Source organism: uncultured Imperialibacter sp. (genome assembly GCF_963974565.1).
GTDB classification, from domain to species: domain Bacteria; phylum Bacteroidota; class Bacteroidia; order Cytophagales; family Cyclobacteriaceae; genus Imperialibacter; species Imperialibacter roseus.
In genome coordinates this window covers 46,232-72,414 of the sequence record NZ_CAXBCJ010000024.1, presented here as the reverse complement: position 1 = coordinate 72,414, position 26,183 = coordinate 46,232, and the positions used below count along the sequence as shown (strand labels likewise).

20 protein-coding genes and 1 riboswitch are annotated in these 26,183 nt (G+C 48.4%); of the genes, 9 read left to right on the top strand and 11 right to left on the bottom strand.

What is annotated here, in order from left to right; genetic code table 11:
• Nucleotides 1-178: 178 nt before the first annotated feature.
• Both AAC052_RS24430 and AAC052_RS24425 read right to left on the bottom strand, forming a co-directional pair.
• Entirely contained in the window at nt 179-1,699 is a 1,521-nt protein-coding gene (locus AAC052_RS24430) for an arylsulfatase (protein ID WP_339815840.1), read from the bottom strand.
• A complete protein-coding gene (locus AAC052_RS24425) occupies nt 1,696-3,258 on the bottom strand; it encodes a sulfatase-like hydrolase/transferase (RefSeq protein ID WP_339815839.1) in 1,563 nt (520 codons plus the stop codon). The genes AAC052_RS24430 and AAC052_RS24425 overlap by 4 nt, the downstream gene beginning before the upstream one ends.
• Before the next feature lie 45 nt (nt 3,259-3,303).
• On the opposite strand from AAC052_RS24425, the gene AAC052_RS24420 reads away from it, so the two are divergent.
• The 6 genes from AAC052_RS24420 (at nt 3,304) to AAC052_RS24395 (ending at nt 10,477) form a co-directional block, all read left to right on the top strand.
• The gene (locus AAC052_RS24420) at nt 3,304-4,971 is read left to right on the top strand and encodes an amidase (protein WP_339815838.1); all 1,668 of its coding nucleotides are present in this window, start codon (nt 3,304-3,306) and stop codon (nt 4,969-4,971) included.
• A gap of 214 nt (nt 4,972-5,185) precedes the next feature.
• Nucleotides 5,186-5,734 (top strand): YceI family protein, encoded by a 549-nt coding sequence (locus AAC052_RS24415; RefSeq protein ID WP_339815837.1) that lies wholly within the window; start codon nt 5,186-5,188, stop codon nt 5,732-5,734.
• A gap of 26 nt (nt 5,735-5,760) precedes the next feature.
• Nucleotides 5,761-7,041, top strand: a complete 1,281-nt coding sequence (locus AAC052_RS24410) for a hypothetical protein (RefSeq protein WP_317489670.1) — start codon at nt 5,761-5,763, stop codon at nt 7,039-7,041.
• Nucleotides 7,042-7,103: 62 nt separating this feature from the next.
• Nucleotides 7,104-7,694: a hypothetical protein gene (locus AAC052_RS24405; RefSeq protein WP_317489671.1), complete on the top strand. Its 591-nt coding sequence runs from the start codon at nt 7,104-7,106 to the stop codon at nt 7,692-7,694.
• Nucleotides 7,695-7,790: 96 nt separating this feature from the next.
• Nucleotides 7,791-8,816 carry a hypothetical protein gene (locus AAC052_RS24400; RefSeq protein WP_339815835.1) on the top strand — a complete coding sequence of 342 codons (1,026 nt, stop codon included), beginning with the start codon at nt 7,791-7,793 and terminating at the stop codon, nt 8,814-8,816.
• Nucleotides 8,817-9,112: 296 nt separating this feature from the next.
• Nucleotides 9,113-10,477: a sodium-dependent transporter gene (locus AAC052_RS24395; RefSeq protein WP_317489673.1), complete on the top strand. Its 1,365-nt coding sequence runs from the start codon at nt 9,113-9,115 to the stop codon at nt 10,475-10,477.
• A gap of 54 nt (nt 10,478-10,531) precedes the next feature.
• Here AAC052_RS24395 and AAC052_RS24390 read toward each other — a convergent pair whose 3' ends face one another.
• From AAC052_RS24390 to AAC052_RS24375, 4 genes are all read right to left on the bottom strand, one after another.
• Entirely contained in the window at nt 10,532-12,187 is a 1,656-nt protein-coding gene (locus tag AAC052_RS24390) for an SPFH domain-containing protein (protein ID WP_317489674.1), read from the bottom strand.
• A gap of 2 nt (nt 12,188-12,189) precedes the next feature.
• Nucleotides 12,190-12,780, bottom strand: a complete 591-nt coding sequence (locus tag AAC052_RS24385) for a hypothetical protein (protein WP_317489675.1) — start codon at nt 12,778-12,780, stop codon at nt 12,190-12,192.
• Nucleotides 12,781-12,878: 98 nt separating this feature from the next.
• Nucleotides 12,879-14,675, bottom strand: coding sequence for a 4Fe-4S binding protein (locus AAC052_RS24380; RefSeq protein ID WP_339815834.1), 1,797 nt, complete (start codon nt 14,673-14,675; stop codon nt 12,879-12,881).
• An 18-nt stretch (nt 14,676-14,693) separates the two neighbouring features.
• Nucleotides 14,694-16,022 carry an FAD-dependent oxidoreductase gene (locus AAC052_RS24375; protein WP_339815833.1) on the bottom strand — a complete coding sequence of 443 codons (1,329 nt, stop codon included), beginning with the start codon at nt 16,020-16,022 and terminating at the stop codon, nt 14,694-14,696.
• A 199-nt stretch (nt 16,023-16,221) separates the two neighbouring features.
• On the opposite strand from AAC052_RS24375, the gene AAC052_RS24370 reads away from it, so the two are divergent.
• Entirely contained in the window at nt 16,222-17,373 is a 1,152-nt protein-coding gene (locus AAC052_RS24370; RefSeq protein ID WP_317489678.1) for a hypothetical protein, read from the top strand.
• A 14-nt stretch (nt 17,374-17,387) separates the two neighbouring features.
• Here the strand turns inward: AAC052_RS24370 and AAC052_RS24365 are convergent, their stop codons facing one another.
• The 5 genes from AAC052_RS24365 to AAC052_RS24345 all read right to left on the bottom strand — a co-directional run bounded on the left by AAC052_RS24365 (nt 17,388) and on the right by AAC052_RS24345 (nt 22,624).
• The gene (locus AAC052_RS24365) at nt 17,388-18,779 is read right to left on the bottom strand and encodes a hypothetical protein (protein WP_339815832.1); all 1,392 of its coding nucleotides are present in this window, start codon (nt 18,777-18,779) and stop codon (nt 17,388-17,390) included.
• An 81-nt stretch (nt 18,780-18,860) separates the two neighbouring features.
• Entirely contained in the window at nt 18,861-19,871 is a 1,011-nt protein-coding gene (locus AAC052_RS24360) for an ABC transporter ATP-binding protein (RefSeq protein WP_339815831.1), read from the bottom strand.
• Nucleotides 19,868-20,923 carry an iron ABC transporter permease gene (locus AAC052_RS24355; RefSeq protein WP_339815830.1) on the bottom strand — a complete coding sequence of 352 codons (1,056 nt, stop codon included), beginning with the start codon at nt 20,921-20,923 and terminating at the stop codon, nt 19,868-19,870. The genes AAC052_RS24360 and AAC052_RS24355 overlap by 4 nt, the downstream gene beginning before the upstream one ends.
• Nucleotides 20,924-20,931: 8 nt before the next feature.
• Nucleotides 20,932-22,071 carry an ABC transporter substrate-binding protein gene (locus AAC052_RS24350; protein ID WP_339815829.1) on the bottom strand — a complete coding sequence of 380 codons (1,140 nt, stop codon included), beginning with the start codon at nt 22,069-22,071 and terminating at the stop codon, nt 20,932-20,934.
• 91 nt (nt 22,072-22,162) lie between these two features.
• Nucleotides 22,163-22,624 (bottom strand): hypothetical protein, encoded by a 462-nt coding sequence (locus AAC052_RS24345; RefSeq protein ID WP_317489683.1) that lies wholly within the window; start codon nt 22,622-22,624, stop codon nt 22,163-22,165.
• A 195-nt stretch (nt 22,625-22,819) separates the two neighbouring features.
• A riboswitch (cobalamin riboswitch) is annotated at nt 22,820-23,027 on the top strand.
• 132 nt (nt 23,028-23,159) lie between these two features.
• Here AAC052_RS24345 and AAC052_RS24340 point away from each other — a divergent pair.
• Both AAC052_RS24340 and AAC052_RS24335 read left to right on the top strand, forming a co-directional pair.
• Nucleotides 23,160-25,091, top strand: coding sequence for a TonB-dependent receptor (locus AAC052_RS24340; protein ID WP_339815828.1), 1,932 nt, complete (start codon nt 23,160-23,162; stop codon nt 25,089-25,091).
• Entirely contained in the window at nt 25,088-26,122 is a 1,035-nt protein-coding gene (locus AAC052_RS24335) for a DUF5074 domain-containing protein (protein WP_339815827.1), read from the top strand. Before AAC052_RS24340 ends, AAC052_RS24335 begins: the two co-directional genes overlap by 4 nt.
• Nucleotides 26,123-26,183: the final 61 nt, after the last annotated feature.

Genomic DNA, 26,183 nt, shown 5'->3' with positions numbered 1-26,183 from the left:
AATAAGTAGTGTAAATAATCCCATGACAATTTTTTACAATGTGTATAGCAGACACATTTTTGCTATTAACTACTTTGCAAGCCAAGTTTGGTAATGCCCTTTCGGGGGCAGCAACGTTTAACGTTGCACGGTTGATTAGGTTTGGTAGCCCGGCGGTCTTTTAGAGCGCCGGGCTTTTTTATTTCTTCTTTTCCGCCAGCAGCAGTGCCTCCAATTCGGCCACCGCCTCAGGATTTTCGGCAGCTATATTTATCTTTTGGCCAGGGTCTGATATCTGATAGAGTTGCATAGCTGTGTCACGCCCTGACTCTGTGTTGGTATACTGGTAAATTGCCGGGCCATCATTTGGAGGAATAAGGTACCACTTCAGGTTGCGAATTGCTTGCGTGCCCGATGCATGCAGAACCAGCGAGCTTCGGCCGATGTCAGATTTCCCAAGCAACGCATCTATCACGTTTTTGCTGTCGGCGATGGTGCCGGAATCCGCCGTTACACCTACCAAAGATGAAAGGGAGGCTGGCAGGTCGACCTGGCAAACCAAAGCATCCGAAACACCCGCTTTAACCTTTCCAGGCCAGCTGACAATAAAAGGAACCCTTGTACCACCATCGAACAGGCTGTATTTCCCGCCTCTAAGCGGGCCCAATGGCTGGTGATCGCCGAGAAGTTCTACAGCCTGATCCTGATACCCGTCGTCTATCACAGGCCCGTTGTCGCTCGAAAAGACGATCAAAGTATTTTTTGACAACCCCAGGCTTTCGAGGTGTTTTGTGATTTCGCCCACACACCAGTCGGCTTCCACAATGGCATCACCTCGTGGCCCCATGCCCGATTGACCAACAAATCTTTCGTTAGGCGTGCGGGGAACATGGGGCTGGTGCAGTGCAAAGTACAGGAAGAAAGGGCCATCCTTTTGCTCCGTCATAAATTCCCTGGCCTTATCGACAAATACATCAGCCATGTCTTCATCCCGCCATAGGGCAGCTTTTCCGCCTTTCATAAAGCCTATTCTGGAGATGCCGTTGTGAATGCTCATGTCATGACCATGGCTGGGATGCATTTTTAGCAACTCAGGGTTGTCTTTGCCGGTGGGCTCTCCCGGAAAATTCTCCTTATAGTTGATCATCAATGGGTCGTGTGCTTCAAGGCCAACCACCCTTTGGTTTTCTACAAAAACTGTTGGCACCCTGTCGTTAGTGGCAGCCATCATGTAGCTGTAGTCAAAGCCGATATCGTTTGGGCCTGGGCTAATGCGCTCGTTCCAGTTGACATTGCCGTCGCCAAGACCAAGGTGCCATTTGCCAACCACCGCTGTTTTGTAGCCAGCTTTCTTTAAAAGGGAGGGGAGTGTTGCCATCCCAGGCCGTATCAGTGCAGGTGCATCGCCAGGCAATACTCTCGCATCCTTATTTCGCCATGGATAAACACCTGTCAGCAACCCATACCTCGAGGGTGTGCAGGTGGCTGAAGTACAATAGCCTTGCGTAAAGCGGAGGCCAGCGGCAGCAAGTTGGTCAATATTGGGAGTGCTTATGGTGTTGGAGCCATAAGCGCTCACATCGCCATAGCCCAGGTCGTCGGCCAGTATAACGATGATGTTGGGTTTAGGCGTAGTTTCCTCAGCTGGTTCCATTTTGCAGCCAAGTGCTGCCGCCAATGTGACCAGCGAAAGTGCCTTTATTGAGGAGCTATTTATCATGGTTGCGCTTTGTATTCTTTGAAGTACTTTTCAAGTACAAAAGGAGGTTGGTGCACGTCCGGTTTCCTTTCGAAAGTAGTTGGGTCGTACTCCATTGGCACAATTGTTTTGGCTGTAAGCTGCAGCGTATCGTCGGTTCTCCTTTGCCAGCTGCCTAACAAGCCCATCATTTCCCTCACTTTTACCTCGTGCTCCTTTTCACCAGCCAGGTTGACTAGTTCATCAGGGTCGTTTTCAAGGTCGAAGAGTTGTGTGTGGTCGATCATAGGGTATCGTATCAATTTCCATTTCTTGTCCCGCACTGCCCGGTGCGTGCCCCTGTAGGTGGTGAATAGCGAGGTACGAACACCTCCTTCTTTGCCCATAATTACCTTCGAGAGGTCTTTCCCGTCCACACCCTCAGGTGGTTCTACGCCTGTAAGGTTGCAAAGTGTAGGGAAAATGTCGTAGAGGTAAACCAGTGCATCTCTTGTTTCATTGGCTGGCAAGCCGGGGCCTGCGAATACCAGTGGTGCCTTCATGCTGTGCTCATACAGGCTTTGCTTCCCCACAAGGCCATGGCTTCCCAGGGCAAGCCCATGGTCGGCAGCGTAGACTATTATCGTGTTGTCGGCAAAACCGCTGGCTTCAATCGAAGCGATAATGTCGCCTATTCTTTTGTCGGCGTGGGTAATCATAGCGTAATATTCCCTGAGTTGATCCTGAATCATTCCAGGGTCTCTCGGCCACGGTGCCAGGTGCTCATCTCTTACCTGCATTTCATTTAGTTCCCCAAAATTGAAAGGATGCCAGGGCTTAAAGTTGGCCGGTAACGGAACGGTGTCTCCCGTATATTGCTCCAGGTATTGTGGCAATGGACTTCTAGGGTCGTGAGGGGCTGTGAAGGCTATGTAAGCAAAGAAGGGCTTGTCGGCTCCTTTTTGTGAGGTAATGAAGTCTATCATCGCATCAGCAAAAAGGTCGGTGGAGAAGCCTTTTTCGATAGGTTCGGTAAAAGTGGAGTCATTCACTTTGTCACGAACGGTTGTGTTGAAATGATCATCCATTCCACCCAGAAACACATTCTTTCCCTGCTGAAACGAAGCCAGAAAACTGTTGCCACCATTGTGCCATTTGCCGGTTCCAAAAGTAGTGTAACCATTGGCGGCCAATACCTGCGGCATGGTGGTGACCGTGTCCAGCTTGTCGTATACATGGTAAAGGCTTTTGCCACTCATGAGCATGGCTCGGCTCGGGGCGCAAACGGCCCCATGAATAGAGCCCATGCAGTAGTTGTTAGTGAAGCGCACACCGCTTGCCGCAAGCGCATCCAGATTAGGCGTTTTAATAATTTGGTTACCAGCTGCCCCCAGTGCATCAGCTCGCTGGTCGTCGGTGAAAATGAAAACAATGTTGGGTTTTTTAGGCTCCTCTTTCTTTTGTGAGCACCCCATCAGGACTTGACAAAAAAGTACGACGGCCAGAGAACCGACATTAAAAATGGCGCAATATTCTTTCCTCATGGCTAAAAATAGAAAACCATCCACATTTATAAATGGCTTCTTGCTAATATTTGACATGCCTAATTCTATTTTATTCATTAAACTGTGCTATAATCCTTAGGTATGAAAGCAGTATTTGGTAAGGTCGCTCTATTCACTCTCGTGGCAGTTGTCTTTTTTTGTCTGGGCCATTACGTGTCGCTAACACAGGAGGAAACGATTAGCTGCGACAATATTATCAAAGCAGGTGAACTGATTGGAGTGCCACTTACCCGTGCCGAGGCTGACTCCATGCTTGATGGCATTGCCTCGCAAAGGGAGAGCTATCTTTCCATGCGCAGGAGCCCATTAACTGACGACGTGGTGCCTGCCATGCAGTTCAATCCGCTCCCGTTGGGCTTTCGCCACCAGAGCCATTATAAAGGGTTGAAATTTGGCGATTACAGTGGAACCTTGCGACCTGCCGCTGACGAGGAGCTGGCTTATATGAGTATCGGAGAGTTGGCGGAGCTCATCCGAACCAAACAAATTTCCTCACTTGAGCTTACGCAGTTTTATATAGACAGAATTAAGAAGCTTGATCCACAGCTGCACGCCATCGTGACCCTCATGGAAGACTATGCACTTGAAAAAGCTGCAAATGCTGACAAGGAAATTTCACAGGGTAACCACAAAGGTCTTTTGCATGGGATTCCTTTTGGAGCCAAAGACTTGCTGTCCAAGAAAGGCTTCAAGACGACCTGGGGGGCCATGCCTTACAAAGACCAGGAGTTTGACGTGGATGCGACTGTTGTCGAGCGGCTGGAAAACGCTGGGGCAGTTTTGATGGCAAAAACCACACTTGGCGCTCTTGCCATGGGCGATATTTGGTTTGGAGGCAAAACACGGAACCCCTGGAATTCCGAGAAGGGAAGCAGTGGTTCATCGGCGGGTTCGGCATCCACCGTTTCGGCGGGTTTGCTGCCGTTTGCTATTGGTTCGGAGACGTTGGGATCGATTGTGTCACCATCCACCGTTTGTGGCGTAACCGGACTGAGGCCTACTTATGGCCGGGTAAGTCGCTACGGAGCCATGGCCCTAAGCTGGAGCATGGACAAGCTAGGCCCATTGTGTCGCAATGTGGAAGACTGCGCCATTGTGTTGGCTGCGATTGGCGGACCTGACGGAAAAGACGCTATGGTTTTGGACTTTCCGTTCTACTATGAGCCTACTGTCGATCTGAAGGCACTCAGGATCGGTTATGTAAAAAGTGACTTTGACAAAGAATACGCCTTTCATAGTCAAGACAGCGTAGCGCTGCAGGTCTTGAAGGAACTCGGAGCACAACTTATACCAATTGAATTGCCTAACCAGCCGGTAGGGAATATGACCATTATACTTTCGGCAGAGGCTGCAGCCGCTTTTGAGGAATTGACATTAAGCGGCCGGGACGATCAGTTGGTTAACCAGCTAAAGTGGGCCTGGCCTAACAGCTTCAGGGAATCCCGGCTAATTCCGGCTGTAGAATATATCCAGGCAAACAGGCTTAGGACTCAACTTATTCGAGATATGACCGATGTTTTTGAAAAAGTGGATGTGTACCTGGCTCCTTCCAGAGGAGGCAGCAATCTACGAGTCACCAACCTGAGCGGCCACCCATCCGTAGTGCTGCCCAATGGCTTTTCTGATGACGGCACTCCCACCAGCATTACCTTCACCGGCCGGCTATTTGATGAAGGGACTTTGCTGGCGGTTGCAAAAGCCTACCAGGAGGCTACAGGCTGGCATAAGAAACATCCAGAACTTAAGTGACGATACTTCAATATATTATTTTGTCCAGGGTGTGAAAATAGACGACTCATACCTGTTTAGCTGAATTTTTCGCAACATACTTACATTTAATTTCTGGAATCAATCCTTCCCAGGGTGACGAAAGTCACCTTTTCTGCTTTGTAGTGTCATACCCTCCGCTTGCTCCCTCCTATACCTTAGCATCATCAAATGGTTCACAAAACTATTCAGAAAGATGAAAAGATTATTCGCAATTACCGCCCTTGTATTTCTGACTGTAGCAGCTATAGCCGGACAGCCCTTCAAGGCTGAAAAGGGATCAAAAATTACTGTTTCTGGCACCTCTACCATGCATGACTGGACCATGGTTTCAGAAGATGTTAAGGTGGACGCAAGCATAGCCGACGGAGGGGCGACGATTGAAGGGCTGAAACTAAGTTTGCCAGTTAACACCCTCAAGAGTCATAAAAGTGGGATGGATGACAATGCCTACAAAGCGCTTAAATCAGACAAAAATCCACAGATCACATTTAACCTGAAAACTTCGCAAGCCAAAGGATCATCGCTTGTTCAGGGGGCTGGGAAATTAACTATCGCAGGTGTGACTAAAGACATAAGTCTTGACGGAAAGCTGGAGCCGCTGGCTGATGGCAAATACAAACTCACAGGTTCTTACACACTTGACATGGAAGTATACAGTGTGGAACCACCTTCTTTTATGTTCGGCACTGTTTCAACAGGAAAGGAAGTAACGATTACCTACGAAATTATTCTGACTAAATAAATAAAAACCAATAAATGTCCCTTATCATGAAAACGCTAAATAAATTTCTTGGGATACTGATTGTCTTAGGACTTTCCGCAACCAGCACATTGATGGCTCAGCAACCTGACCTTCAATTTTACAGAACAAATGACGTAAAAGGCCGCAATGTTTTTGAGACTACAAAAGCAGATACCATACCTTTTGACGGCTTAAAAGTGAGAGTGGGTGGTGACTTTGCCATCGAATTTCAGGGAATTAACCAAACAAACTCGCTCGACAGCCTTTTGGACTTGGGTACCAACTTAAACCTCCCCACAGCCAACCTGAACCTCGATGTTCAGTTGTCTGATGGTATGAGAATGCACTTGAGAACTTACCTTTCTGCCAGGCACCACAACGAATCCTGGGTAAAGGGTGGTTATATTCAAATCGACAAGCTTGACTTTATTAAGCCAGGTTTTGCAGCCGAACTAATGAAGGTAGTTACTTTTAGAGTGGGTTTAGACGAGATCAACTTTGGTGATGCACACTTTAGAAGAACTGACAACGCCAGGGCAATATTTAACCCTTTTGTTGGTAACTATATCATGGACTCTTTCACCACTGAGGCTTTTATTGAGGCAAATGCCCAAACCAACGGTTTCATTGGAGTGTTGGGTATATCTAATGGTAAGCTGAACCAGAGCGTGGTAGTTACACCTACCACCGACAATAAAATTTCCTTCTACGGAAAAGTGGGTTACGACAAGCAGTTTAACGATGACCTGCGCTTCAGAATTACAGGTAGCTGGTACATGAACAGCGGGTTGTCTACCGGATCCTATCTTTACGGTGGCGACAGGGCAGGTGACAGGTACTACAACACTTTGATTTCTCTTGCTGAAGCAGCTAGCGGAGTGAACGCCACAAGTGCTTTTGCCAACGCTCGCTTTAACCCAAGATTCAAACAAATGACCGCTATTCAGATCAATCCTTTCCTTAAGTATCAGGGACTTGAGTTGTTCGGTATCTATGAAATAGTGTCCAACAGCAAAGACCAGGGCAGCGGTTCTTACACCCAGACTGCGGTTGAAGCCATCTACAGAATTGGCGCTGCTGAGAAGGTGTTCCTTGGAGGTAGATATAACTCAGTGAACGGTAAAGCCACAGATGCGGCCACTACCCAAAAGATCAGCCGAATCAACCTTGGTGGCGGATGGTTTATGACCGACAATGTGGTTGCCAAGCTAGAGTATGTTAATCAGCAATATACTGAAGGCTGGACTGGCAAATACAATGACGCCGAGTTCAAAGGCATCATGATCGAAGCAGCTATTAGTTTCTAGTTGGTTTTTGGTAAGTTAGTTATGGAATGCCCGCTTAGTGGGCATTCCTTTCTCTTTTTGATATGAAGCTTCTTCTCATAGTAATTGGCTTTTACTCTCTCTTCTTCAGCAATGGAGACGAAAAAAGGATGGTGGCGTGGGTGATTGAACCCTCCAGCACCCTGATTATTAATGGAGCTTCCAATGTTAATCAATTTACTTGTGGAATGTCGTCGTACCAGTATGCCGACACGCTGGAGCTGTCTGAACGTACGGCCTCATACATCAAATTTTCCCCTAACAAACTATCGCTCCCTGTTGTCGATTTTGATTGTGCGCACAACATGATCACCAGCGACTTCCAGGAAACCCTCCAGGCTGATATATATCCTGAAATCGGAGTGAGCTTTTTGTCGCTGAACGCCGTTTCATCTACAGTGCCGGGCGTTACAAGCTACGACGCCGTAATGCTCATAGAACTCTCAGGAAGAAAAAGAGAGGTGAGTATCCATTTCGATTTTTGGGAAAAAAGCTACAGCCTCTATAATCTGGTAGGGTCAAAAACTCTGCGTTTTACTGACTTCGAGATGGTGCCTCCGTCAAAGATGATGGGGCTCGTAAAAGTAGCCGACGAGCTTACCATAGATTTTAATTTGGTGATCAGGCCGCTCTAGCCATAACTTCTTATGACCTGATCTTCAGTAATTTATCAGCCTTGCATGCATTGATTTTCAACCGCTTTTGACTATTTTCATGGAAAAGCGAGTCCTATGAAAACGAAAAGGGCAATTTTTATCGTCGGTTTGATTTTTCACCAGGCCGCATTGGCACAAATTGGTTCGAAAGTAAAAGAACAGACAAGTCAGGGGCTGCCAGGCACCTGGGTCAACACCGAATTTGGTTACACTATGACTTTGCTACTCCTTAGCAATGGTTCGGGAGAGTTTGATGGTGAATCTATTACCTATACCGCAGGTGACAACAGTCTAGCGATCAAATTTGCCACCGAAGTAGTGACCTACCAGTATAACCTGGCGGGCGATCAGTTAACGCTTTCCGGAGGCGATTTGGATTCTGCCATCACATTCGGGAAAAGTGGGGCCGAAAGGCAGGCCACTGCTAATGCACTGCCGACCCAGACTGCTGATTCTCCAACCCGCTCAATCGTTGGCAAGTGGGAAAGCCAGGGGCAGGTGCTCGACTTTATGGCCAACGGCAAGGTAGTGATCGACGGTAATTCCTTTGACTACCAAACACAGGGCACCACAGTGATACTTTCCACTCCACAAGGTGCAGTGCAGTTTCAGTACCAACTGGGAGGAAATACTTTGACATTGACAGGCCCTGGAGGAAGCCTTGTCTACAACAAATTTAACGGGAGTGTGCCGCCGGCCGGGCCGACTGGAGTCTCGTCAAACTCGGGTTCCGCTCCGGCCGAACTCGCAGGGAAATGGTGCTACGTCAATGTAGCAAGCACCGGTTCGGGAGGTTGGAGCACCGACGAGTGCATCATTTTAAATGCAAACGGCACCTACGAATACTACAGTGAAAATTCGGGCAGTGCAACCGTGACCAATCAATATGGCACGCAGATAGCCACAGGCGGCACAAGTTCGCAGACGTCCGATGCAGGCACATGGAGCTTACAGGGAAGTGTGTTGGTGGCTAGTTCCAGATCGGGCGGCAACCAGTCATTTACGTTTGAAAAACGGAACCATCCCAAAAATGGTGATCCAATGATTGTACTTAACGGCCGAACGTATGTAACCTTTTACCAGAAACCACCTTGGCGGTAAAGCGGTTTATCTTAGAAAACGTTGAAAAAAGTACCGAGCCAGCCGAGTATAATGCTAAACAGAAAAAGTAGTAGTAGAGTAATCATAATGCTAATTACGTGGTTTTTGTGAAAAGGATGCTGAAACTTTAGCTGTACAGACATTTAACACAATTTCTTTGTTATCGTTTTGGCTTCATTTAATGGCCCGGAGGTTACACCCTTTGTCAATTTTTTCACTGCCGCTAGTGGAATATGACAAGCCATATATGGAGGCCTGTAATTTTCCCTTTATTTTCGAAGGTCAAATAAACAACTATGGCTAGAGATAACTGGGGAAGTAAGTTTGGTTTTGTAATGGCCGCTGCAGGCTCTGCTGTGGGCTTAGGTAACATTTGGAGATTTCCTTACCTGACAGGAGAGAACGGTGGCGGTGCTTTTGTATTTGTCTACTTTATCTGCATCCTTCTGGTAGGAGCTCCCTTGCTTTTTAATGAAATGGGGCTTGGTCGTTTTTCCAGGAAGAACCCTGTGGGCGCATTTAAGGATACTGGAGGAAGTAAGTTTTGGGTATTTGGCGGGGGTATATTATCGCTTTGTGTGAGCTTCTTTGTGCTCTCTTATTACGGCGTTATTGCGGGCTGGACAATCGGATATATGTATACCGCCCTGTTCGACATACCTCTGGATTTTGATGTTTTCCGGGCTAATCCGGTCGCAATTTTACCACTCTTCGGCATTTTCATGGCGGCTTCTACACTTATCGTTTTGGGGGGCATAAGTGGAGGCATCGAAAAGGCAGCCAAGATCATGATGCCTGTGCTGTTTATTTTGTTGATTGTTGTAATTATCAGGAGTGTAACCCTTCCTGGGGCCATGGCTGGCATTGAGTACTACCTTGTTCCGGACTTTAGCAAAATCGGAGCAGGAACTATTCTAGCCGCTCTCGGTCAGGCCTTTTTCTCTATGAGTATCGGCTGGGGAATGATGATCACCTATGGCTCTTACCTGCCAAAGGACAGTAACATCGTAAGCTCAGGTCTTTGGGTAGGTATTATGGATACCGGTGTGGCATTGCTGGGTGGATTAATGATTTTCCCTGCCGTGTTTGCCTTTGGCATGCAGCCAGACCAGGGTCCTACTTTGGTTTTTAAGATATTACCAGTCATTTTCGAATCGTTACCTGCAGGTGGCAATATCATAGGGGCTTTTTTCTTTCTTCTGCTTTGCCTGGCTGCTCTTACTTCTTCCATAGCAATGATTGAAGTGCCGGCTTCCTTTTTCATCGACAACAAAAACTGGAGCCGAAAAAAGGCTGCCTGGGTGGTGGGGATTGCCGCCACAGTAGTGGGACTGCCATCTGCACTCTCCAGCGGCGGGGCCGACATATTTACCAATGTTTCTATCACAGTATTTGGCAACACCTATGGGGGTGTAATGGACATCATGGACTTCTTCTTCGGCACGTTCTTCATTGTGATCGTGGCGCTGATGACCTGTCTTTACACTGGTTGGGTCATGGATGTCACCAAAATATCAGATGAAATAGCTGAGGGAGCTCCATTTTTCAAGAAAGAGCTTGTGGTGGGCATCACTCCGGCAGCCATTTGGCGATTCTTCATTCGCTTTGTGTGCCCGGCAGTTATCGGACTGGTGCTGATTAATATGATGGGGATATTCTAATACGAAAAAGCGACCCGGGACGTGCCTCAACAGCCTTCTCGGAGCGCTAGATTTCTACTTCTTAGGCGCAGGGCCTAATCCTTTCTTCGGATCATCTTTCCCCTTTGCTGGTTGCGACGGCTTTGTTTCAGCAGGTTTTTCGTCCTTCTTCTCTGAGGTCGTTTCCTTTACTTCCGTTGCGGCTACTTTTTTGGCAGTTTCGCCCAAATAGGCTGGCAGCTCAAGGCCGGCCATCTCAAAGATTTCTTTCAGTGGAGGCACAGACTGGTACATGCCAGAAAGGAAGTTGGCTGTCGACGTTTTGCCGTCTTTGCCAGTGCCCGAATCCCAAACGGTGATTTTCTCGATTTGGATATTCTTGATGGCCTCCGACTGCAGCCTTACCAGCTCCGGTAGCTTTTCAGCAATAATAAGCATCGCTGCATCTTTCGAGCTGTTGCCGGCAGCATTCACTATTTGCTTCAAACCTTCGGCCTGCTTGGTCAGCACCTCATAAATACCCCTGGCTTCTGCCTCTCTCTTCATTATGATCGAATCGGCCTCACCTTTGGCACGTCGTCTGATCATTTCGGCTTCAGCCTCGGCGGCAATCTCTACTTTGAGCTTGTCGATTTCTGCTGGCACCACAATATTGGCCGTTTGGCTGGCTTTGTCTCGTTGGGCTCTGGCATTTTCCGCTGCTTGCTCGGCTGCATACGACTCCTCCAGCGCTTTGGCTTGCTTCACCTTTTCAGCCGCCATGGCTTTTCTGAGCGCCTCAGCTTCTTTTTCTCTTCTATCGGCTTCAGAGTTGGCTATGTCGATTTTGGCCTTGTTTTCTCCTTCAACTGCCCTTGCATTGGCTTCCGAAGTCTGGATTCTTTCGGTCTTTTGCGCTTCGGCTTCGCCAATATTGGCTTTTGCCAAAGCTTCCGACTCGCCCACTTTAGCGCTGGAGTCGGCATTGGCAATTTGGATCCGTTCTTTCTGTGCTGCATTGGCCTCACCAATTTTTGCAAGGGCGTTGGCATCGGCCACCTGCACCCGCTGGTCCTGGTGCGCCATTGCCTCACCGATAGATCCGTCTCTGGTTTTTTCAGCCACGCTCTTGCGGGCGTCGTTAATAGCCTTGGCAGCTGCTTCTTTTCCAAGCGCCTCTATGTAGCCCGACTCATCCTTGATATCGGTTACGTTTACGTTGATAAGCTTAAGGCCAATTTTCTTTAGTTCTGCTTCCACATTGCTGGCCACGTTCGCCAGGAACTTGTCACGGTTGCTATTGATCTCTTCAATGTCCATCATGGCCACTACAAGCCTCAGCTGACCAAAAATGATGTCTTTGGCAAGGTCATGAATATGGTCTTTGGTTAACCCGAGCAGCCTTTCAGCTGCATTTTCCATCACGCCGGTTTCTGTAGAGATACCCACAGTAAAGCGGGAAGGCACGTCAACCCGGATGTTCTGCTTGCTGAGAGCATTGGTAAGGTTCACCTCTATCGAATTAGGGGTGAGGTCGAGAAAGGCGTAGTCCTGAAACACAGGCCACACAAACGCAGCGCCACCGTGGATACACTTGGAGGAGCTATGGCCGTCGGTACCGCCGCCCACTTTTCCGTAGACAACCATTACCCTGTCGGAGGGGCAGCGCTTGTAGCGACTAAAAAATGTGATAAGGATGATAAAAATAAAGAGGGCCACAATGGCCACTACGGGTAATGCGAATACGCTCATATTCAGCTAAAGTTTGCGGTAACTAAGAGTAGATTATTGTCTATAACATCACTGACCTTCACCACTTTGCCCGTTTTAATATCGGTCTCATCGTCGGTGATGGCCTCCAGCGTTCTCAGCGAACCCTGTACTTTTATCTGGATTTGGCCTATGCTGTTTCGCTTTGAGGCAATAGTAAGGTACACCTCACCCAATTTTCCTTTTGCATTGCTCATTTTTAGATTGCCGCTCTCGTCAGCCTTCGAAAGAAAGTAAAAGATGCTGGCCATAATTAACATCATAGCCAGCCCGGCGACCGAGGAGGCCACCAACGACCAGCCATCCGACATGCCGCTATCCAGGCAGGCTATACCCGTCCAGGAAAAAATGGAGAAGAAGGCCACAAGGTTTTTCAACGTAAGGAACTGAAAAGGAATGCCAGTGTCGGCGTCTATTTCTGCATCGGTAGACAGATCGTCGCCCATGTCACCACCTCCGATGAGGGTCATCAGCATCTGCAACAGGAAAAAAAGAGTGAATGGAACTGCCAGCGACCAGTATATTTTTTGAAGCAGGGTAAGGGTTTCCCACCAATTGGTGTATTGCTCAATCATTCTTTTTGAACCTTAAGGTTGAAAGGTTCAGTAAAATACGAAGTGTTGAGAAATTTCCTATTATGAAAAGAGAATAAAGAAAGCATTGGAAGCAAGATTTATGCTTCCACTTTGATGCTGTCGTTGCCAATCAGTATGGGTTGACCAAACCTGCCTTCTTCGTCCCTGTTCTCAAGGTTGAGTACGCCACGGGGGCAAACTGAGGAGCAAACACCGCAGCCAACACACGAGGAGCGCACAATGTTCTGTCCCCGCTGAGCATACCAACGTACATCGATGCCCATTTCGCAATAGGTGGAACAGTTTCCACAGCTAATGCACTGACCACCGTTGGTAGTAATGCGGAAGCGGCTTTTGAAGCGCTGCACAATGCCCAGGTAAGCTGCCAACGGACAGCCGAACCGGCACCAGACCCTATTACCCATCAAAGGATAAAAGCCAGTGCCCACCACGCCAGCGAAGCCTGCGCCGATATAAACACCATACACTTCTCTGAGTGTATAGCTGTCGATCACACCCAGCCAGGAGTTGCCCGACCAATAGGTGTACAGCACGCCGCCTGTCATCATAACAGAAAAGGCCAGCACTGCATGGATCATCCACCGCTCAATTTTCCAGGCCTTCAGCGACTTATCGGAAAGCTGACGGAAGGGGTCGCCCAGCGTTTCTGCCAACCCTCCACAGCCACACACCCAGGAACAGTACCATCTTTTGCCAAAGAAGTAAACAAAAACCGGCACAGCAATGATGATCAATGCAATGCCCCAGCCCAGCATAAAGATGCCCAGACTGCCTGAAGAAATAAGCTGGTTGAGCTCATTGTCGAAGAAGAAGTCGTAGTCGAGCGGCCAGATATTTTTAAAGTCGAAATAGGGTTGGTTAAGCCTGAGGAGTATTTCTGGAATGAGGAAAGCGAAAGCCGTTTGAAAGAACATCACGGAAATCGTCCTCATGATCTGATATTTGCTATGGCGGTATTTAATGAACATTCGCACCCCCATTACAAGGATGCAAAGCGTGTAAATGAAGCCATAAAGGAAAAAACGGCTGGCATCACTGTTCTTCAGTAGCTGACTCACAGGATCAACCATGATGATCCATTCGGTCATGTACTCGGGGAAGAAATACAAAATGATATAGAAGACAATAAGAAAGCTGCCAAGCATGATGCCAAGCCAGCCTTTGTTTTTCAAAACGCTATGGAAAATGCCACTGTTCTTAATGCCAGCCGGGCCGTCAAGTTTGGCTTTGGGTAGCAAGTACATCATAGCTCCGATGATGGGAAGCAGGTAGCATAGAGCAAGAAAGAGGCCCGGACTTGACTTGATTGGCCCGTGGGAAGCCAGTTTGGTCGCTTCATATCGGATGTCTCTGGCTTTGTAACGGTCGATACCTACCTCGCTGATGATGCCATAATCGTTGATCGTGTTGGCCACTGACATCAGATCTTTCTTCAGCGCTTCTCTGGAGTCATATTTTCTCCCTGCCAGCCAGCTGCCGTACTCCTCCATTTTTCGTCTCTTGAATATAGTGCTGGTGTTGATCTTCGGGTAGATGTAGTTCAGCATTTCAAGGGAGAAAGTGTAGGGAGGAGGGCCCAGCTCACTAATTAATAGATTTATCTCCGATTCCTTGAGAGCAAACAGCATCATTTGCTGTCTGTTGAAGGTGTTGATGCCTTTTTGGATGGTGCCGACAAACCCAAAATTTGTGCTGTATTCTGTGTCGACTATCTCGGGCGTGAAAGTGAGGATACCTTCAACTTTCCCTTCGTGACCAACAATTTTGTCAAAGCCACTCCTTGCAATTTTGTAGTCGGCCATGAAGAAGCTGGCCAGAAAAAGGCCAAAGCCAAGTATAAAAAGTGCCAGCCCGGTTAGTTGTATTGCTCTCATCTCTTTCTTCCTCTTGCTTTAGAAAATACCAAACAGCTTTTTCTTTCTTTTCTTTTCGATTTCGAAATAAGGGAACTGCGTCGAAAATGCCGCTCTGATCTCCTGCTCGCAGGTATCAAAAAACTCCGGATCAAAATTGGCCTTCTCCAGTTCGTTTATCACCCTATCCACTTTTGTTTTCTGCCTTATCCAGCTGTCCCAAACTTGGTGTCGCTGCCGGATGCCCATGGCATTCATGCCGAGCACGGTGCCGGCAGCTTGATCAAAATTAATTCTGATGCCCTTTTTTCCGTCAGGATGCTCCCACCAGAACGAATCCACTCCTTCAGAAGCAATGGCGGGCACTGAACCATAGGTCTGATACTCGATGTCAAGGAACTTGGCAGAATTAAACCAAATCCCGGGCACATACCTGGTTGGCGTACCAGTTAGCGTCAAAGCCAGCGTTTCGCCCATCATGCGGCCGGTGTACCACACCTGCTCTATGGCTTTCCTGTGAGGTAGTGGGTTTCGCAGTTCGGCACAGTCGCCAATGGCATAAACATCGGGCAAATTGGTCTGCAAAAGGTCATCGACCAGAATGCCCCGGTTGGTTTCGACACCGAAAGACTTAGCCAAGCCAACATTGGCGTGCACTCCGGCAGTCAATCCTACTACCTGGCATGGTATTTCCTCACCAGTACTGGTAACGACCGCAGAAGCCTTTCCATCAGGCCCGGCTTTTATTTCCCTCAACTCAGTGTTCAGCCGGAGGTCAATATGATGTTCAACAATGTGCCTGTTGATCATGGCAGACTCTTCCACTGGCAAAACCAAATCCCAAAAGCTTTTTTCCCGTACCAGAAAGGTCACAGAAATCTTTCTCGACGCCAGCATTTCCGCCAGTTCAATACCAATTAAGCCACCTCCCACAATGACTGCTCTTTTGCAGTTCTTGCTGTTGCTCTCCAGTATCTCCAAATCCTGATAGGAGTAGAGCCCCTGCACCCCTGGGAGATCCTGGCCGGGCCAGCCAAACTTGTTGGGTTGTGAGCCGGTGGCCAGCACCAGCTTATCATAGTTAATGTTTTTGCCGGATTTAAGTCGTATCGATTTAGCCTTTGCCTCTATACCAGTAACAAAATCAAACACCAGGTCAATCTTGTTCTTTCCCCAAAACCAATCTTCATAGGGCTTGGTATGTTCATATTTCATATGCCCCATGTAGATATACATGAGGGCTGTTCTGCTGAAAAAATGCTCGGTTTCACCTGAGATGACAGTGATCTGATCATTCCCCTGCTTTCTCACATGCCTGGCGCAAGTGATGCCAGCTATGCCGTTTCCGATGATGACGATGTGTGCCATAAGTATGCTTCAAACTTACACCGGCGCAGAGTAACACATTGTCAGTCCTGCGACCGAATGGAGCGCTTAAGATACAAATGGATTTCAGAAAGCTTAAAGGTTCTTTGAAGTCTTATTTCTTGCCAGATACTGAAGGCTATGATGGTCGTTGGTTTGGCTTCAAATGAGTATCTTGACGTCCAATAAAATTCAGTACAGGATGAGGTGTCGTTACTATGGAATATGCTTATTGTTTTTAGTGCTTCAGCAATGCGGCTTACCTGAAAACCACGAGCAGGTTATTTATCATATTGAGCTTCCGGAAGGGGCCATTCAGCCGTTGTCGATGAGCGATACAGAGGGGTTTATCCACCTCATCTACTATCAGGGTGACCCAGCCTCTGGAAATCTTTTTTACTGTCGTTTTGACGAGTCGAGTCGCAAGTTGAGCGATCCGATCAGGGTAAACGGGAAGGATAGTAGTGCCATTGCGGTGGGCACAATACGTGGGGCGCAAATGGCTATTGGCAGAGGCGATTTGGTGCATGTGATATGGAATGCTTCTTCAGCGGCGACCCTTGCCGTGCACGACTCGGCTATGGTTACTCCCCTGCTCTATGCCAGAATGGCTGATGACAAAAAGCACTTTGAACCGGAAGCCAATCTCATACAGACTCACTGGGGGCTGGACGGAGGCAGTGCAATTGCTACGGACGAGAAAGGGAATATTTACGTTTCCTGGCATGCCACCGGAAACGAGCCAGGCGAAGAGAACAGGAGGGTTTATTTGCGAAAGTCGGAGGATGATGGACGGACATTTTCTGATGAGCTGGCCATCAACGATCCACTGGTTGGAGCATGCGGCTGCTGTGGTATGCATTTGACATCGGACAATAATGGACACGTCTTAGCCTTGTATAGGTCGGCTGGCGAGAGAAAACACCGCGATATTCATCTGATTGACTTTGATGACGACAATACACTTTCCGAAAGTGTGATTGACAAATGGGAACTTGAGGCCTGCCCCATGAGCAGCATTTCTTCGGGAAGGTCTGGTAATATGCTGGCCTTTACATGGCAAACAGCCGGGGAGGTGTTTTACCAATTCGCCAAAGCCCAATCGCCGGTACGATCTCCTGAAAAGCAAGCAAATGGTGCCAAGCATAGCAAAATCGCTATTTCTGACAACGACCACTACCTCATTGCATGGACGGAAGGAACCGGATGGAACAAAGGTGGTGACCTGGCATGGGAACTGAGAGATGAAGCCGGAAAGCTCCTGGAAAGTGGAAAGAAAGACAATGCGATTGCAGTGTGGAGTTTCCCCGCAGTAGTAGCTGGCAAAAATAATGCATTTTATATCTTCAACTAGAGGAGCGCCCAGTTTCAAAAATGCAACCCAAAGCTATAACCTGGCCAGTACTGTACGTTCAGGCTTTCTTCGCTTGTTTTGAACACCTCCTGGCCAATGTTCAGGTCCTGCCCTTCGTGGAAATAGGCATTGAATGAAAGACCGACAAACAAATGCGGTCCTTTTTTCTTTCTGCGCAGGCCTATTTCTGCATGTATTTTGTGTAGCAGACTAAGCCTGGGATCAAAATTTTTGGTTCGGTTGAGGTACATTGTCCTGATACCCGCACTTAAAAACCAGCGGGCGTTCAATGTGTCGGCCCCTATCATCGAGTGTTTGTTGTAGAACACCTTCATGAAGCCATAGCCCAAGCCCCACTTTACCTGGTTTCTGAAGCTTTCGAAAGGATTGTATGCAAAAATGAGCGCATTTTGATTGACGACTTTGAACCGTCCTGTAAAGGGCATCTGTGATGGTGTGTAGGTGCAGTTTTGACAGTTGCCCGTGGTTCGTTCCAGTACAGCGGTAAACAGCTCGTCGGTAAACAGCCGGGTGTGTACGCCGCTGGAACCAAAGTTAAGAGGGCCTACCTGCGTGCCGTAGGTGGGCACGGAAGAGCCCTGGTAAGGACCTGGTTTGAAGATGTTGATCAGACCTATTTGCGTGCCGTGCACTTTTCTGGCTATGTTGATGAGGCCAAACTGCGTTCCGTCCATTTCGCTTGAAACATTCACCAGGCCGAGTTGAAAGCCCCGGTCGGGGCCTGGTGGTGACGAGTTTTTGCCTTCCATTTGCACTGCCCGGTTGATGAGGCCTAGCTGCAAGCCGCTGAGTTCCCCGTAGGTGTAGTTGAACAAAAGCGAAGCCTGGCTGCCTGTCATGCCACGAATGGCGATGTTGTAGAGCCCGGCCATCTGCACACCAAAGACCTGCTTGCCACCCATATTGCCCAGGCCAGCCAGCTGAAAGCCGTGCACGTAGCCATTGTTGAAGTTGAACCCACCGGTTAGCTGGATGCCTTCGACGTTGTTTCTGACAAAATTCAAGAGCCCGGAAAACTGGATGCCCTTTAAATTACAGGAAAAACCTTCGTTGACAATAGAGAGCTCTTCGCCATCGGTCAGGTTAAAGTAGGTCTGGCTTCCAATCACGTTGGCGAGCCCTGCTATCTGGATGCCAGTGCTTGAGTTGGTGTTGATGTTTGAAATGCCACCCAGCTCAAAGTGGTGGCTGCCGGCCGACATGCCTCCGAAAATATTAAGGGAGAACCTGTTGAAATAAAAGCCACTTTCCAGTCCGTTAGTGCCTATGCCTGGAAAAAAGGACAGCTGAAATGTTCTTTCCTTGTACCTGCTTTTGGCTGGTTGACTAAGCAAATTGCCGTAGCATGCGCAAATGATGAGCAGCAAAAAAAATACCCTGTTCAAATCTGTATCCTTTACCTGTTTAACCTTCAGATAAAGGACGACCAGCGGCGGTGAGAATTACAGAAATAACGAAAAAGCAGCTTATTTGCTCTTGGGCCCGGCTAAATAGTTGAGGAGACTTTCCAGGGAATGGAATCTTTGGTTTGTCGCCACCCAACTGGTAGCATCTCCCTCCATTTCAATAGTAAGCTTAATTGCCGCATTCGTATCACCCGGCAGATAGCCGTGCCTTTCCAGTGCACGTTTTGTCCAGTTGTGGGCTGGTGAATCTCCTGCCAATGAAAATGTCGTGCCTTCTTTTGTTGGCAGCAGCACTCTGCCGTTTAACAAGTCAAACCCAAAGCCTTCGTGGTAGAGGCTTTCTTCGAGCTGACCATTTAGCGCCAAATCCTCAGGCAGTCCCTGAACCAGGGGGCTGTTGAAATTGGTCAGCCAAAGTCTGTCGGCAAACTCCATGGCTAAATGGAAGTCATGCGTAGATACTACCACAGCCTTTTCTTTTTCAAGAGCGAGTTGTCTGAGCAGCATAAATATTTCGACGCTATTGTTCAGATCCAGAAACGCCGTGGGCTCATCCAGGATCATCAAGTCGCCGTCTTGCGCCACCGCTCTGGCTATCATAGCTTTCTGGTACTGTCCGTCGCTCAGCTCGCCTACTTTTTTATTCAACAGGTAGTTGATCTTTGTAAGTGCCACAGCTTCTTCTACGGCCGACTTGTCTTCTTTGGAAAGCAATCCAAGCCAGTTGGTGTAAGGATGGCGGCCAAGTGCTACCAGTTCTTCCACAGTGAGGTTGCCACCACCTACTTTTTCAGTGAGCACAAGGCTAATCTTTGTGGCTAGCTCCTGGATGCTGTATGCTTGAACTGGCCGATGGGCAAGAAGCACCTCGCCAGCAAGGGGAGGCTGCAGCCCGGCGATTGTTCGTAGTAGCGTTGATTTGCCCACGCCATTTTGTCCCAGCAGACAAACTACCTCCCCGGGATTGATATCCAGGTTGATGTCTTTCAAAAGCGGAGTAGGATGACTTTTTACGAGGTAGCCAACACTCAAATGCTGTAGTTTCATCACCGACCTGTTGTTAACGATCATAACGAGTACCTCAGGTTTCGTTTACTCACAATGATCCAAATAACGACGGGGCCGCCGATCAGAGAAGTCACGGCATTGATGGGTAGCAACTGCGATGTGCCTGGTAGCTGAGCAATCAGGTCGCAAAATAGCATGGTGCCGGCACCCATCAGGCAAACCAACGGAATAAGCAACAAATGATTTGAAGTAGGGAAAAGCATGCGAACCATGTGTGGCACGGCAATGCCAATGAAGGCGATAGGCCCGCAGAAAGCGGTGACACTGCCAGCCAGCAGGCAGGTGCTGATGATGATGGTAAGCCTGGCTCGCTTGATGTTGAGCCCCATGCTTCGGGCATACTGCTCACCAAGCAAGAGCATGTTTAGCTGTTTGGCCGAAGCAAAGGACAGCAGCAGACCAATTACTATTATAGGCGCAAAGATTTGCATTTCCTCCCAGCTAAGCCCGCCTAAACTTCCGAATGACCAAAGCATATAAGCCTGGATGTCTTCGGCCTGGCTGAAGTACTGCATAATGCTGACCAGGGCTCCTGTGGTGCTACTAAACATCAACCCTACGATGAGGAGGCTCATAGCGTCACGCAGTGAGCGGGCCACGGAGATAACGGCGATCATGACAAGAATGGCACCGAGCGCTGCGGCAATTACCTGAGCACTGGCGAAAAGCTGCCCGCCCAGCTGATGAAGCCCCAACGAAGCTCCGCCAAGAATCAGCAAGGCGGCACCAAGGCTTGCGCCGGAGCTAATGCCCAACACAAATGGCCCGGCCAAAGGATTCCTGAAGAAAGTTTGCATTTGGAGCCCGCTGATGCCCAAAGCGGCGCCTACCAGTATGGCCGTTAATGCTTTTGGCAGCCGGAAGTTGAGAATGATTTCCTGCCAGGCTTCGTTTTGGCTGGTAAAGCCCGACACAATTTTCAGCGCTTCAAATGCCGGGATCACCACGGACCCCAGGGCCAGACTGAGAAGGAAAAGCACGAAAATCAGGAGCGTGAGAAGCACGAAGTACTTCCACCATTGCTTCCATGACTGTTGGATGAAATCCCTAAGCATGGCACAGATTAGGGTAATTTTCTGTAAAAATAAAGTTTGTGACCCGGGAGGAGGTCAGGATGCATAATATGGATCAGGTCTGCCAGAACAATATCGGGCCTGCTGTAGCCTTCTTCCAGATAATTGTTCCCACCCTTTTCGTTCAACTGATTGTCGTAGTTGTAAACGGCGCTATTTTTCCAGGCGCTAAACAAACCATACCTGCTTTCCTGCGCTTTCATTTCCTGTAGTGTGCTAAAAGACGCCACCCCAATCCAATAGTCGGCTTTCAACCCCTTTTCAAACACAGACTCAAAACTTAGTTCCAGCCATCCGTTCTCCTCGGTTTCTTTCCAGAGGTAGCTGCCGCCCGCATCTTCAAAGAAGGCAGCTCCGTAATTCTTGCCGCCCGGCAGAAACCAGGTATCGCCATACACCACGCCGGTCAGCACGGTTGGTTTTGCTTCGGCCTTCAGGGCTTTGGCTCGTAGTTCCAGATAGTTTTGTTCTATCACGTTGAAAATAGAATCGGCATCGTCAAGCTTATTGAAGAAAGCGGCGGTGAACTTGATCCATTCAGCCCTGCCAAGGGGTGTCGTTTCGAGGTAATCGGCATTGTACAGCATTTGGATGCCAGCCAGCTCCAGCCTTTCGTCAGTAGATCGGTCGTTCCCCATGGAAAAGGTAAAAAGGGCTTCGGGCTTCAAGTTGAGGCACGATTCAAAGTTGACGCCGGCACCGTCCCCAATTTCGACCAGCTCGTCACTTGCGATCCTTTCCCTGAAGACCTGTGAGTACACATAGTCGGCATTGGCGAAGCCCTTCAGGCTTGATGTTTCACCGAGGGCTGAAAAATGAGGAAGGTGGGTGGTGCTGGTAGCAGCCACCTTGCTAAGCGGCACTTTCACAACTTTATAACCATCAAAGGCGGCGTCTGTGTCCTTTTTCTTGTCAACCAATGCATACTTTATAGCCTTTCCGGCACCCTTCCATGGTTGTTCCACCACAACCTCTGTCCAATCTGCGTGCTGGGTAATGGCTAGCCCACTTGCATACTTTATGTAAGAGGGTTGGGTTGGGTTATCGGCTACCGTTTCTGCCTTCTTTTGCTGGCATGAGAAAGTGAGCACGGCAAAAAAGGAGATGACAAGAAGTATTTTGTTGAACATAGTGCGGCAAAAATAAAACAATCCGCCCCTTTTGGGAACGGATTGCATTTTCATTTCGAATATTTGCTTTGCCCGTCGGGCAGCTGAGCTTTTATCTGATCTTATTGGCTCCGGCGAGCATGGTGGCGTATTCTTTTATTTCTTCGTAAGTATCCTTCTCAAGTACCGCCTTTGCGTCACCTGATTTTGGGGGGTTATAATTGCCCTTGGATTCCCACCACTGTAGCGCATGTTTCTTGGCTTCGTTGGTATCCACCTCGAACTGCTTTATGCAAGTGTCGCATACGAGCCAGGTCTGGTCTTTTTCAGCCGTTTTTTCAAAAATGATCCCCCTCATTTTTGTGGCATTAGCATCTTTCTGCTTAAAGTGAGCAGTGGTGTACCCAAGCGTTTCGGGCTCGACCATCTTGTGATCCCAATATTCCTTTGAGCTAACTACCTCAGAGGTAGTAAGTGCATATCCTTCGTTGTACTCCAAAAGGGTTTTGCAAATTTTGCACTGTGAAACAGGAGTTTTTTCCTTTTTACCAAATAGCTTTCCAATAAACGACATCGTAGTATTTTATAATTCTAGTTTTCGACCTAAACCAATGTAATGACGCTTTAACAGGGGTTGAGGTTGCGTGCACCACTCAAATTTCTTCCAAATATACCCTCAACTGGCCTAAAGGTTACTTGAGACGGTATTAAAAAGTGTTAAATCGGAGAATTTTTACAGAATCGTTTTAACATCATTGCAATTATTGCGTATTTCGCATCGACCGTTGGTTTCTGCCTCAACTCATCAGCAGTTGTAGCAGAATTAAAAGGGAACCCCGTTAAAATCGGGGGCTGTCCCCGCAACTGTAAGCCTACAAAGGCCTCTATCAAAAAGTCACTGTTCCGATACATCGGGGTGGGAAGACGATAGAAAAGCCGGGCGAGCCAGGAGACCTGCCATAGTCAAGCAATTCAAAGCTTTCGGGTGAAAAGCGGCGGATGATCTGAAAAGGCCGTGTTCCGGCTTCACATTTCATTCCACCTTATTCCCTCTACAGCTTTGAGTTAAGTTAACAAACTGGGCTTGCCCGTTAATTTAATTCAAAGAGATGTATGCAGTTGGTATAAGGGTGGTCGGGCTGGTAGCCTGTGTCATCCTTTTTTTGTTTGGTGCAAAGGGTCAGGAGGTTGCTGCTGATTCTGTCCGTATGGGTAAAGTCCTGGCCCCAGTGGAGGTCAGCGACACATGGCTTCACAGCTATGCAGTGGGAGGCCATTCGGAGCCACTCGACCCGATGGCTATTCAAAGGCAAGCAGCTACATCGTTAGGCAAGTTACTTCAGGCGCAGCAAGGCATTTACCTGAAGGAGTACGGCCCCGGCATGCTCAGCTCTATTAGCCTCAGGGGCACATCGGCCAGCCAAACCTCCCTGCTTTGGAATGGCCTTCTCATCAATTTTCCATCACTAGGCCAGGCCGATTTCTCGCTAATCCCTAATTTCTTTATCGACCAGGCAGAGGTTTTTTATGGAGGAGTAAGTTCTCTGGCCGGGTCTGGCGCTATTGGTGGCGCTGTGGCTGTCAGTGATAGGGTCGATAAAGACCTCCGAAGCATAGGGTTAACCCAGGAAGTTGGGAGCTTTGGCACTAGCTTTTCAGGGCTTAAGGTCAAGGCTTCGGGTGAGAGAGCTGGCATTTCGCTCGCTGGCTTTTATAAGAAATCCGACAATGACTACACCTACCGGAACCTGGCAAAAGTCGGGCAGCCAATTGAAAGACAATCTCATGGCGCTTACATGGGCAAAGGCCTGAAGGCGGCTGCATTCTGGAATCCATGGTCAAAGGGTGTTTTTGACCTCGAAGGTTGGTTGACTCAGTATGACAGAGAAATTATCCCGCCCTACACTGTCGCTTCGGTCGGCGACACTCAGGTTGATCAGTCGCTGCGGCTTTCGCTGGGTTATGTGCATAGCATTAGCCCGCTATTGAAATGGGAATCGAGGGCTGGTAGAATCTATGACTTCATCAGATTCAACGGACTGGCTTCAGCTACTACCCAGTATATGTGGAATAATAGCATTGAATGGATGCCAATCTCCAAAGTTCAACTCCGGGCCGGAGGATTGATCAACCACATAGCTGCCGATGTGCCAGAGTACGGTGGCGACTTGACCGAAAACCGATCCAATGCCTTTTTAATGGTCAACTGGTTTCCTTCAGCCCGATGGACACTGAATGCGAAAGTTCGTCAGGAAATTGTTGCTGGTAAATGGAACCCCGTTTCACCTTCGCTGGGAGCTGACGTTTTGATTTTAAAATCAGACGAAGTTTCCCTCAATTGGCGCTCGCAGATTTCCAGAAGCTATCGGGTGCCCACGCTTAACGACCGCTACTGGAGCCCTGGTGGCAACTTAAACCTGAAGCCAGAGCAAGGTTGGAATGCAGAGTCTGGATTCGATTATTCCATCAAACAGGGAAAACATGTACTGAAAGCATCTGCCACTGGCTTCGCTCACTGGCTTCAAGACTGGATTCTTTGGCTACCGCAGGCGGCGGGTTATTGGTCGCCAGTGAATGTGAGGAATGTGTTTTCCCGTGGCGGTGAGCTATCGGCTGGTCATGAGTGGAGCGCTGGCGAATGGGTGTTAACCAACGATGTGAACTACAAGCTGACCGTATCGCAGATCCGGGCAGGTTACTCTGGCGACGACAGCAACATCGGTAATCAGCTGCCTTATGTGCCGCTGCATCAGGGGAGCTGGAACGTGGGTGCACAAACATGGCCATGGCATTTTGATTCCCAGGTTTCATTCTATGGCAGCAGGTATACGCTCGTTGATAACGATATCAATCTCGATGCCTATACCCTGTGGAACCTGGAGGCTGGCAGGCAAATCCGGGCTGGAAAGTCGCTTTTTTCGCTTTCAGTCAAAGTCGACAACGTGCTGGGCAAAAGGTATGAGAACCTGCAATACAGACCCATGCCGGGTCGCTCTTTCTCTTTTCAATTGAATTACACTTTAAACCAAGATAAAAAATGAAAAAGCTAGCATTATGGAGTTTAGTAGCCGCAGTTTTCCTAACCAGCTGTGGAGGTGACGACGAAGGTGAACCCAATAACGGTGAGGGATCCGTGTATGTAGTCAATGAAGGGAATTTTAACCAAACGAATGGAAGTATTACTTCCTATGACCCGGAAAGCGGGGAGGTTTCTGCCTTCGTTTTCCAAACGGCCAACAGTCGGCCGCTGGGCGACGTAGTACAATCCTTGTTTATCGATGCCGACGAGGTAGGCTACGTGGTAGTGAACAACAGCAAAAAGATTGAAAGGGTGAATGCTGACTTTGTTTCAACAGCCACTATTGAGGACAACCTGGCCAATCCAAGGTATTTGTTGCGGGCCAACGATCAGCTCTTTGTCAGCAACTGGGGCACTTTCGATGAGAGCTACGCACTTGACCAGTCGTCTGTGCTCATTCTTGACGCTACCACTTTTGAAAAGGAGGGGGTAATTAATACAGAGGACGGCACTGAAAATCTGGCCTATGCTGATGGCTTCGTCTATGCTTCCAATAGTTTTGGGAATACAGTATCTGTAATTAAGACCAGTACCGGAGAACTGGAGACAACCCTCGAAGTCGGTTATTCGCCGGGAGAAATGGTGGTGGATGAAGCAGGCTCCGTTTGGCTGATCTGCGGTGGAAGCTATCAGGGCAACGACGGAGCCATCTATAAGCTTGGCGCATCCGCAGCTACCAAAGAGGTCGACCTGGAGGTTAATCCTTCTACCCGACTATCCATTGATAAAGAGCAGGGCGTATTGTATTACATAGCAGGCACCTCAGTTGGAAGCTATGAAACTACACAAAAGGTGCTTGAAAAGGCGTTTATTACAATTGATGAGGCAGTAGGCTTTTATGGACTAGGTTATAATGAAGCCGAGGATATCATCTACATAGCAGACGCCAAAGGTTTTCAGGGCAAAGGCACTGTGTACAGATATTCTGCCGATGGAGAAGCACTATCAACATTTGAAGCAGGGGTAGCGCCAAATGGCTTTGTTTTCAAATAAAGAGTCGTGTTGCAACCCTTGAAGATAGCTACCGTCTTTTACTCAAAATGAACTAACGATT

Bases quoted from the DNA above. Each gene is read 5' to 3' on its own strand.
- AAC052_RS24370 (WP_317489678.1), top strand. From the start codon at position 16,222: ATGAGGTGTCGTTACTATGGAATATGCTTATTGTTTTTAGTGCTTCAG.
- AAC052_RS24425 (WP_339815839.1), bottom strand. From the start codon at position 3,258: ATGTCAAATATTAGCAAGAAGCCATTTATAAATGTGGATGGTTTTCTA.
- AAC052_RS24350 (WP_339815829.1), bottom strand. From the start codon at position 22,071: ATGTTCAACAAAATACTTCTTGTCATCTCCTTTTTTGCCGTGCTCACT.
- AAC052_RS24385 (WP_317489675.1), bottom strand. From the start codon at position 12,780: ATGATTGAGCAATACACCAATTGGTGGGAAACCCTTACCCTGCTTCAA.
- AAC052_RS24400 (WP_339815835.1), top strand. From the start codon at position 7,791: ATGAAAACGAAAAGGGCAATTTTTATCGTCGGTTTGATTTTTCACCAG.
- AAC052_RS24375 (WP_339815833.1), bottom strand. From the start codon at position 16,022: ATGGCACACATCGTCATCATCGGAAACGGCATAGCTGGCATCACTTGC.
- AAC052_RS24405 (WP_317489671.1), top strand. From the start codon at position 7,104: ATGAAGCTTCTTCTCATAGTAATTGGCTTTTACTCTCTCTTCTTCAGC.
- AAC052_RS24360 (WP_339815831.1), bottom strand. From the start codon at position 19,871: ATGATCGTTAACAACAGGTCGGTGATGAAACTACAGCATTTGAGTGTT.
- AAC052_RS24390 (WP_317489674.1), bottom strand. From the start codon at position 12,187: ATGAGCGTATTCGCATTACCCGTAGTGGCCATTGTGGCCCTCTTTATT.
- AAC052_RS24335 (WP_339815827.1), top strand. From the start codon at position 25,088: ATGAAAAAGCTAGCATTATGGAGTTTAGTAGCCGCAGTTTTCCTAACC.
- AAC052_RS24355 (WP_339815830.1), bottom strand. From the start codon at position 20,923: ATGCTTAGGGATTTCATCCAACAGTCATGGAAGCAATGGTGGAAGTAC.
- AAC052_RS24415 (WP_339815837.1), top strand. From the start codon at position 5,186: ATGAAAAGATTATTCGCAATTACCGCCCTTGTATTTCTGACTGTAGCA.
- AAC052_RS24345 (WP_317489683.1), bottom strand. From the start codon at position 22,624: ATGTCGTTTATTGGAAAGCTATTTGGTAAAAAGGAAAAAACTCCTGTT.
- AAC052_RS24420 (WP_339815838.1), top strand. From the start codon at position 3,304: ATGAAAGCAGTATTTGGTAAGGTCGCTCTATTCACTCTCGTGGCAGTT.
- AAC052_RS24410 (WP_317489670.1), top strand. From the start codon at position 5,761: ATGAAAACGCTAAATAAATTTCTTGGGATACTGATTGTCTTAGGACTT.
- AAC052_RS24340 (WP_339815828.1), top strand. From the start codon at position 23,160: ATGTATGCAGTTGGTATAAGGGTGGTCGGGCTGGTAGCCTGTGTCATC.
- AAC052_RS24430 (WP_339815840.1), bottom strand. From the start codon at position 1,699: ATGATAAATAGCTCCTCAATAAAGGCACTTTCGCTGGTCACATTGGCG.
- AAC052_RS24380 (WP_339815834.1), bottom strand. From the start codon at position 14,675: ATGAGAGCAATACAACTAACCGGGCTGGCACTTTTTATACTTGGCTTT.
- AAC052_RS24395 (WP_317489673.1), top strand. From the start codon at position 9,113: ATGGCTAGAGATAACTGGGGAAGTAAGTTTGGTTTTGTAATGGCCGCT.